General features: G+C 73.5%; 6 protein-coding genes. 4 read left to right on the top strand and 2 right to left on the bottom strand.

The genetic code is table 11. The features are described from left to right. Positions 1-339: 339 nt before the first annotated feature. The 4 genes from ACWGIU_RS21240 to ACWGIU_RS21225 all read left to right on the top strand — a co-directional run bounded on the left by ACWGIU_RS21240 (position 340) and on the right by ACWGIU_RS21225 (position 5,787). Complete coding sequence (locus tag ACWGIU_RS21240; protein WP_453708011.1) at positions 340-2,121, top strand: sporulation protein; 1,782 nt, start codon at positions 340-342, stop codon at positions 2,119-2,121. A 44-nt stretch (positions 2,122-2,165) separates the two neighbouring features. Then, the gene (gene lhgO, locus ACWGIU_RS21235; protein ID WP_453708009.1) at positions 2,166-3,398 is read left to right on the top strand and encodes an L-2-hydroxyglutarate oxidase; all 1,233 of its coding nucleotides are present in this window, start codon (positions 2,166-2,168) and stop codon (positions 3,396-3,398) included. 138 nt (positions 3,399-3,536) lie between these two features. Continuing rightward, positions 3,537-4,283, top strand: a complete 747-nt coding sequence (trmB, locus tag ACWGIU_RS21230) for a tRNA (guanosine(46)-N7)-methyltransferase TrmB (RefSeq protein ID WP_453708013.1) — start codon at positions 3,537-3,539, stop codon at positions 4,281-4,283. A gap of 43 nt (positions 4,284-4,326) precedes the next feature. Continuing rightward, positions 4,327-5,787, top strand: coding sequence for a PrsW family intramembrane metalloprotease (locus ACWGIU_RS21225; RefSeq protein ID WP_453708007.1), 1,461 nt, complete (start codon positions 4,327-4,329; stop codon positions 5,785-5,787). Here ACWGIU_RS21225 and ACWGIU_RS21220 read toward each other — a convergent pair. Both ACWGIU_RS21220 and ACWGIU_RS21215 read right to left on the bottom strand, forming a co-directional pair. Further along, the gene (locus ACWGIU_RS21220) at positions 5,706-6,740 is read right to left on the bottom strand and encodes a M23 family metallopeptidase (protein ID WP_453708006.1); all 1,035 of its coding nucleotides are present in this window, start codon (positions 6,738-6,740) and stop codon (positions 5,706-5,708) included. The genes ACWGIU_RS21225 and ACWGIU_RS21220 overlap by 82 nt on opposite strands. Before the next feature lie 302 nt (positions 6,741-7,042). Beyond that, complete coding sequence (locus ACWGIU_RS21215; RefSeq protein ID WP_453708004.1) at positions 7,043-8,227, bottom strand: PP2C family protein-serine/threonine phosphatase; 1,185 nt, start codon at positions 8,225-8,227, stop codon at positions 7,043-7,045. Positions 8,228-8,413 lie beyond the last annotated feature (186 nt).

Here is an 8,413-nt window from a genome sequence, read left to right as displayed (position 1 = left end):
CCCCCCGGACCGTTCCGCCACCCGCGGGGATTGAGGCAGCGGCATCCCCCGACCCGCCCGGTCAGGCGGCGGGCCGACCCACGCACCGCACATCGAATCGCCGGGTCCGGGGACCGGCCAGAGCGCACGGGCGGGCGCACGGCCACACGGGCGGAGCACGCGCTGACACGTGCGCCCCGGCGCCGGGCCCGGGGCGGACTGTGCAAACGGACAACAATCCCGCCATACGGAAGTAAGGGCCTTAACGCTTGGGAGGCGGGGAACTACGCTGGGTTTACGAAATGCCGGGCGCCTATGCCCCGGCGGCGTCTGCGTTCCGCGTGTGACGAGGGGTGGCGCATGTCCAGGGAGCTCCGCGAGCCCAATGAGAAGCTCGGCGCCGTCCTCGCCCTCGCGGGCATCAGCAACGCAGGGCTGGCCCGGCGGGTCAACGACCTCGGCGCGCAGCGCGGCCTGACGCTTCGGTACGACAAGACGTCGGTGGCCCGGTGGGTGTCCAAGGGGATGGTGCCCCAGGGCGCCGCCCCGCATCTGATCGCCGCCGCGATCGGCGCGAAGCTGGGCCGGCCGGTGCCGCTGCACGAGATCGGGCTGGCGGACGCGGACCCCGCGCCGGAGGTCGGGCTCGCCTTCCCGCGCGACGTGGGCGCGGCGGTGCGCTCCGCCACCGATCTCTATCGGCTCGACCTCGCCGGGCGCCGTGGCGGTGGCGGTATCTGGCAGTCGCTCGCGGGCTCGTTCTCGGTGGCGGCGTACGCGACGCCCGCCTCGCGCTGGCTGATATCTCCCGCCGACAGCTCGGTGGCGCGGGAGCCGGCGGGCAGCCGGGCTCCGCATCCCACGCCGGGCTCGCCGACGACCGCTACCCCGACGGCGACCGCTACCCCGTCGGCCGGCGACGCGGCGGCCGGCGCCCCGACGGCCGGCGGCACCTCCGCGGTGCTCGACCCCGCGGTGCTCGACCCCGGGGCGCTCGATCCCGCGGCGCGGCACTCCATGGTCCAGAGCCCCGTATCAGCGACCCCCTCGGCTCACGACGTACCGGCGCACGAGGCGACCGCCCCGGGTCCCCGGTGCTCCCCGGACGGCCGCACGACCGGCCCGATGACAGGTCTGGCAAGCCCGATGACGGGACCGGCGACAGGCCCGCCGTCCACCGTTGTGCCCGCCCAGCCGGAAACCGAAACGCCGCGCGACCACGGCCAGCGCGTGGGCCACAGCGATGTGTCGAAGCTGCGCGAGGCCGCCGAGGACGCGCGCCGCTGGGACTCCAAGTACGGCGGCGGGGACTGGCGTTCGTCGATGGTCCCCGAGTGCCTGCGGGTGGACGCGGCGCCGCTGCTGCTCGGGTCGTACACGGACGAGGTGGGCCGCGCCCTGTTCGGCGCGACCGCCGAACTGACCCGGCTTGCGGGGTGGATGGCCTTCGACACCGGTCAGCAGGAAGCGGCCCAGCGCTACTACATCCAGGCGCTCCGGCTCGCCCGCGCGGCCGCGGACGTACCGCTCGGCGGCTACGTGCTGGCCTCGATGTCGCTGCAGGCGACCTACCGGGACTTCCCCGACGAGGGGGTGGACCTCGCGCAGGCGGCCGTCGAGCGCAACCGGGGCCTCGCCACCGCCCGCACCATGAGCTTCTTCCGGCTGGTCGAGGCGCGGGCGCACGCGAAGGCGGGTGACTCGACGGCCGCCGGGGCGGCGCTGCGGGCGGCGGAGGGCTGGCTGGAGCGGTCCCGGGAGGGCGATCCGGATCCGACCTGGCTGGGTTTCTACTCGTACGACCGTTTCGCGGCAGATGCCGCAGAATGCTATCGGGACCTGAAACTGCCCCGGCAGGTACGGCGGTTCACCGAACAGGCCCTGTCGCGGCCCACCGAGGAGTACGTACGGTCGCACGGTCTGCGGCTGGTGGTGAGCGCGGTCGCCGAGCTGGAGTCGGGCAATCTCGACGCGGCCTGCGCGGCGGGCACCCGGGCGGTGGAAGTGGCGGGGAGGATCTCCTCGGCGCGGACGACCGAATACGTACGGGACCTGCTGCACCGCCTGGAACCGTACGGGGACGAGCCGCGTGTCGCGGAGCTGCGGGAGCGGGCCCGGCCGCTGTTGGTGGCGCCGGCGTAGGACCTGTCTTCCGGGGGCCGCGCGGTCGGGTTGTCGGTGCCGGGGTGCAGTATGCAGGGGTGGGAGGTGTCAGCGTGGGTGGCGGCGTGGACTGCGATGTGCTGGTGATCGGCGGCGGGATCGTCGGCCTGTCGACGGCGCATGCTTTGTCGCGCCTGGCTCCGGGGACCAGGGTCGTGGTCCTGGAGAAGGAGTCGGGTCCGGCCCGGCACCAGACGGGCCGCAACAGCGGGGTGATCCACAGCGGGATCTACTACCGCCCGGGTTCCCTGAAGGCGCGCTTCGCGGTGAGCGGGGCCGCCGAGATGGTCAAGTTCTGCGCGGAGCACGGCATCGCGCACGAGGTGACGGGCAAGCTGATCGTCGCCACGGAGCGGGAGGAGCTGCCGCGTCTGCACGCCCTGGTCCAGCGCGGCCGGGAGAACGGCATTCCGGTGCGCGAGCTCGGCCCGGCGCAGATCACGGAGTACGAACCGGAGGTGCGGGGGCTGGCGGCGATCCATGTCGGCAGCACCGGGATCGTCGACTACGGCCGGGTGAGCGCCCAGCTCGCGGAGTCCTCGGGCGCGGAGATCGTCTACGGCGGCGCCGTGGACCTGATCTCCCGGCGCCCGTCGGCCGTGGCCGTCCGCACCACGTCCGGCCTGGTCGTCAGGGCGCGGGTGCTGGTGAACTGCGCGGGCCTCCAGTGCGACCGGATCGCCCGCCTCGCCGGAGACGACCCGGGCATGCGGATCATCCCCTTCCGCGGCGAGTACTACGACCTGGCGCGGCCGGACCTGGTCCGGGGCCTGGTGTACCCGGTGCCCGACCCGGCGTTCCCCTTCCTCGGGGTGCACCTGACCCGGGGCATCGGCGGCGGCGTCCACGTCGGGCCCAATGCCGTACCCGCCCTGGCCCGCGAGGGCTACGCCTGGTCGACGGTGCGGCCCCAGGACATCGCGGACGAGCTCGCCTGGCCGGGATCCTGGCGGATGGCGGCCCGGCACTGGCGGTACGGGACGGGCGAGATCCACCGCTCGCTGTCGAAGCAGGCCTTCGCCCGGGCGGTACGGCGCCTGCTCCCGGCCGTCACCGCGGCCGACCTGCACCCCGCCGCGGCCGGGGTCCGCGCCCAGGCCGTGCTGCGCGACGGCACCCTGGTGGACGACTTCCTGATCCGCGACGCCCCGCGCACGGTCCACGTCCTCAACGCCCCCTCGCCCGCCGCGACCGCTTCCCTGCCGATCGGCCGGGAGATCGCCACCCGCGCCCTGCGGACCCTCGGCTCGGCCTGAGCACCGCTTCGCAGGGTGCGGGAGCCGATCGCGCGGCGGCTCCCGCACCCCCCGTCGTAGAATCAGCGCATTGTGTCTGAGTCCCTGAACCCCCAGTCGCCCCGCCTCCCGGACGCCGCGCCGGAGACGAACTCGTACGTGCCGCCCAAGTGGCGCACCGAGCCCCGCTTCCCCGACGGGCCCGCGCCGGACCCGGCCGGCTCGCACCACGAGCGGCGGATCCGGAGCTTCCAGCCCCGGCGCAGCCGGGTCACCACCGGCCAGGGCGAGGCCCTGAAGCGTCTGTGGGGCACCTGGGGCCTGGACATCGACGGCCATGAGGTCATCGACCTCGAAACGCTCTTCGGCGGGCTCCCCGTGGTCCTGGAGATCGGCTTCGGCATGGGCGAGGCCACGGCCCAGATGGCCGCCGAGGACCCCGGCACCGGGATCCTCGCCGCCGACGTGCACACCCCCGGGCAGGGCAACCTGCTCGCCCTCGCCGAGCGCGGCGGGCTCAGCAACATCCGGGTCGCCAACGGCGACGCCATCATCCTGCTCCGCGAGATGCTGCCGCCCGACTCGCTGGCCGGTATCCGCGTGTACTTCCCGGACCCGTGGCCCAAGGCCCGCCACCACAAGCGCCGGCTGATCCAGCCCGACTTCCTCACGCTGGCCGCCACCCGCCTGGCGCCCGGGGCGGTCCTGCACTGCGCGACCGACTGGGAGCCGTACGCCGAGCAGATGCTCGAAGTGCTCACCGCGCACCCGGACTTCGAGAACACGCAGCCAGACGGCGGTTTCTCCCCGCGCCCCGCCTTCCGGCCGCTGACCCGCTTCGAGGGCCAGGGCCTCGACAAGGGCCACCTCGTACACGACTTGCTCTTCCGTCGCACGGAGAACTGACAAGGTCACTGCGCGTGTCAGACCGGCTCGCTAGGGTCATGGTGTGTACCGAGCGCTCCACCTCGTACTCCCACGTCCGTCCGGCACGGTCCGCACCTGCGTGCTCCTCGCCCTGCTCGCCGCGACCGGGATCGCCATCCTCGAACTCGTGCGGGAACAGACCGGCACCCCCGGCTTCTTCGTCGGTCTCGGTCTGGCCCTGCTGCCGGTGGCGCCGCTCATGGCGGCGTTCCGGTGGCTGGGCCGGGCCGCGCCCGCACCCTGGTCGCAGCTGCTGTTCTGCTTCGGCTGGGGGGCCTGCACCGCGGCCCTGATCGCGATACTGGCCAACAACTTCGCCACCGAGTGGATAGCCGCGGCCACCACCGACGCGTCCGCCGCCGACCACCTCGGCTCGGTGGCCATCGCCCCGGTGGTGGAGGAGAGCGCCAAGGCGGCCGCGCTGCTGCTGGTGTTCACGTTCCGGAGACGCCATTTCACCGGCCCGGCCGACGGGTTCGTGGTGGCCGGCTTCACGGCCACCGGGTTCGCCTTCACCGAGAACATCCTCTACCTCGGCAACGCCTTCGTGGAGGATCTGGCCGACCGCAGCGGCGCGCTGGAATCGGTGACGGCGGCGACCTTCTTCGTACGGATAGTGCTGTCGCCGTTCGCGCACCCGCTGTTCACCGTGCTCACCGGGCTGGGCTTCGGGGTGGCCGCCGTCAGTGCCCGCCGCACGGGCCGGATCTGCCTGCCGCTGCTCGGCCTGGCGCTGGCCATGGGCATGCACGCGCTGTGGAACGGTTCCTCACAGTTCGGGGAGCACGGGTTCTACGTGGTCTACAGCTGCGTGATGGTCCCGGTGTTCGGACTGCTCGTGTGGCTGGCGGTGCGGATACGGCGCGACCGGCTGCGCGCCGTCGAGGGCGAGCTCGCGCTGTACGCGGCCGCGGGCTGGCTCGGCCGGGCCGAAGTCCCGGCCCTGGCTTCCATGCCGGCCCGCTCACTCGCCCGCTCCCTGGCCCGGCACAGCGGGGGCCGGGCGGCCGGACGCACGGTCGCCCACTACCAGGCGGACGCGGCGGCACTGGCCCTGCTCCGGCACCGGGCACGGCGCGGCGGCCCCGTGCGGGAACGGGATTTCGCGGGCCGGGAGCGGGAGTTGCTGCACCGGCTCTGGCAGTCCCGGGCGACGGCGGGTCCCGCACTGGCCCGGGCGGCGGTCATGGAGGAGCTGATCGCGCCGTGGTTCGACCCGCTGGACCCGGCGGCCGCACGGACGGGCCTGCCCGGGCCACGCCGGACGGACCACGACCGCGGCTCGCCTGACCCGACCCCGAGCCCGGCAGCGGACCCGGCAGCGGACCCGGCAGCGGGCCCGGACCACGAGCCCGGCACCGCCACCGGCACCGGGATCAGTCCCGGACCCGGATCCGGCTCTCAGACGGTGAGGCCCTTGGAGTTCAGCCATGCCAGCGGGTCCAGCGTCGATCCGCCCTTGCGTACTTCCAGGTGGAGATGAGCTCCGGTGACGTTGCCGGTGGCGCCGACGCGGCCGATGGTCTCACCGGCACCGACCGTGCCGGAGGTCACCGACATCGAGGAGAGGTGGCAGTACCAGATCTCCGTGCCGTCCGGTAGCTCCAGCACGATCCGGTAGCCGTACGCGCCGGACCAGCCGGCCGAGGTGATCTTTCCGGCAGCCACGGCCTTGGCCGGGGTCCCGGTCGGGGCCGCGAAGTCGAGGCCGGTGTGGTAGCCGGAGGACCACATGGAGCCGGAGTCGCCGTAGTGCGAGGTGAGGGTGTAGGCGGAGGTCGGCAGGGAGTAGCCGACGGCCGGCGCGGCGAGGCGCTCCTGCTCGGCCTTGGCCGCCGCCGCCGCCTCCGCCTCCGCCGCGGCCTTCGCCTCGGCCTCCTCCTTGGCCTTCGCCTCGGCCTGCGTCTTGGCCTCCTCGGCGGCCCTGCGGGCCTCCTCCAGCTTCTGCTTGGCCTCCTGCGCGGCTGCCTGCTGCGCGGCCTGCTCGGCCTCTTCCCGGATCTTCGCCTCGGCGGCGTCCTGCTGGGCCTCGGCCTGCTGGAGGATGCGGTTGCGCAACACCTCACCCGCGTCCGCGCCCTGGGCGGACTGCTGCGCGATGATGCCCGTCCGCTCGCCGGTCGCGGCCGCCGATCCGGAACCGCCGTCCTCCTGGTGGGCCTTGTTCCCGGTCATCATGTCGGGCAGGTCCGGCAGTGATATCGCGACCTGGGGCCGGTCCTGCGCGGTGGCGATGCCGCCGGCGCCGACCGCCGCGATGACGCCGACGCCGAGCACGGTGGAGCTGCGGGCAAGTCCTCCGCGCGCCTTGGCGACCCGGTGCTTGCCGCGGACCGGGCGCACCGAATCCTCGGTGGGATTCCACTCGCCCCAGGCGCCCGCGGTGGGCGGCTCCTGGATCTCGGTGCCGTCAGGGGCAGGCAAGTTGGAGGCCACCGGGGCACACTCCTCATCGACGCGCAGGGACGCGCGCGCGCACGGTGCCGTCTCTTGCGACGGCTGGGACGACCGCGCTGCGTTATGGAAAGGTAATAGACGTAGGGGAGTGATTCCAAGCTTCTCCGCTTGATCGTTCTCACCAATCAGCCACGCATTGACTGGCTTTGGCCACACCTTTCCCCAACAAAGCCATCCCAATAGGGGCAAAAATCAAGCGACTCCCCTACCTCTTCAGCCACACGGCTGAAATGACGAACCGTCAATATCTTGGCAGAGAGCATTCAGTCAATTACCGAAGGTCACATCACGTCGCCGCGAGGCACCACCCGCACGGTCCGCCGCCGCTCCGGCTCCCGTTCCCCGGGCCGGCCCACCGCCAGCAGCGCCATGTCGTCCGTGGCCCCGCCGCCCGTATGGCGACGCACGTCGCTGCTGAGAGCGCTGAGCAGCGCCTGCGGCCCGGGGAAGATCCGCCCGCGCAGCCGGGCTGCCGGATCGTAGAAGTCACCGGCACCGTCCCGGGCCTCGGTCAGCCCGTCCGTGTAGAGCAGGAGAGTGGTCCCCGCCGGGAAGGCCCACTCCTGCACCAGGTCCGGCCAGCCGCCCAGCTCCGCCATGCCGAGCGGCAGGGCGGGCTCCGCCGGGGCGAGGACCGCCAGCTCACCGTTCCCGTGCAGCAGCAGCGGCTCGGGGTGGCCCCGGTTGAGCAGGCGCAGCGCGTGCGCGCCCGGCGGGATCTCCCCGAGCACGCACGTCGTGAACCCCTCCACCGCGTCCAGGCTGTCGCGCCGCGTGCCCTCGCGGGCCAGCGCCCGCTCCAGCCGCCGCGCCAGCGCCTCCAGCGTGGGCTCGGTGTCCGCCGCCTCCCGGAACGCCCCGAGGACGACAGCGACGGCCTCGACCGCGCCCAGCCCCTTGCCCCGTACGTCGCCCACCGCCAGCCGCACCCCGTACGGGGTCTCCTGGACCGCGTACAGATCGCCGCCGATGAAGGCGTCCGCCTGCGCGGCCTCGTACCAGGCGGAGACGTGCAGCCCCCCGATGCGGTCGGCGGGCTTCGGCAGTACCGCCCGCTGCGCGGCCTCGGCGATCCCGCGCGCCGAGGCGAGCCGCTCACCGCTGCGCCGCACCATCCGGTTGATCAGGAGCGCCAGCGCGGCGACGGTCAGTACGGTCACCAGCTCGGTCAGCGCCTCGACCTTCCAGCTCGTGCCGCGCAGGAGGTGCAGCAACAACACCGCGAACACGGCCAGGCCGCCGGTCAGGGCCGTGGCCCAGAGAGTGAACAGCGGGGCGGCGATCAGCGGGGCCGCGGTGAAGAACGGAGACCCTGTGAAACCGGGCGGCGTCAGCACGTCGAAGACCGTCCCGAGGGCGATGAGCACGCCCGGCAGCACCCGGACCACGCGACGGGTCACACCGTTCCCGCTGCCGTTCCCGCCCCGGCGCCCAGCGCCGTTGCCCTGTCGGCCCAGCCCCACCACGCCGCACTCCCGCCGCCCGGTCCGTCGCACGGGTCCGGGCCCGCTGCCTGATCGCCCCTCAAGGCTGGCGGCAAGGGCATCCGTACAGCGACCTGACGGCGGCCGGACGGGTGACGAGGCAGGAGAAGGCGTGAGAAGGCGTGAGAAGAGGACCGGCGGGGCCGGAGTACGACGAAGGCCCGGTTC

Source organism: Streptomyces sp. NPDC054840, from assembly GCF_053611065.1.
This window is presented reverse-complemented; position numbering and strand designations above follow the sequence as displayed.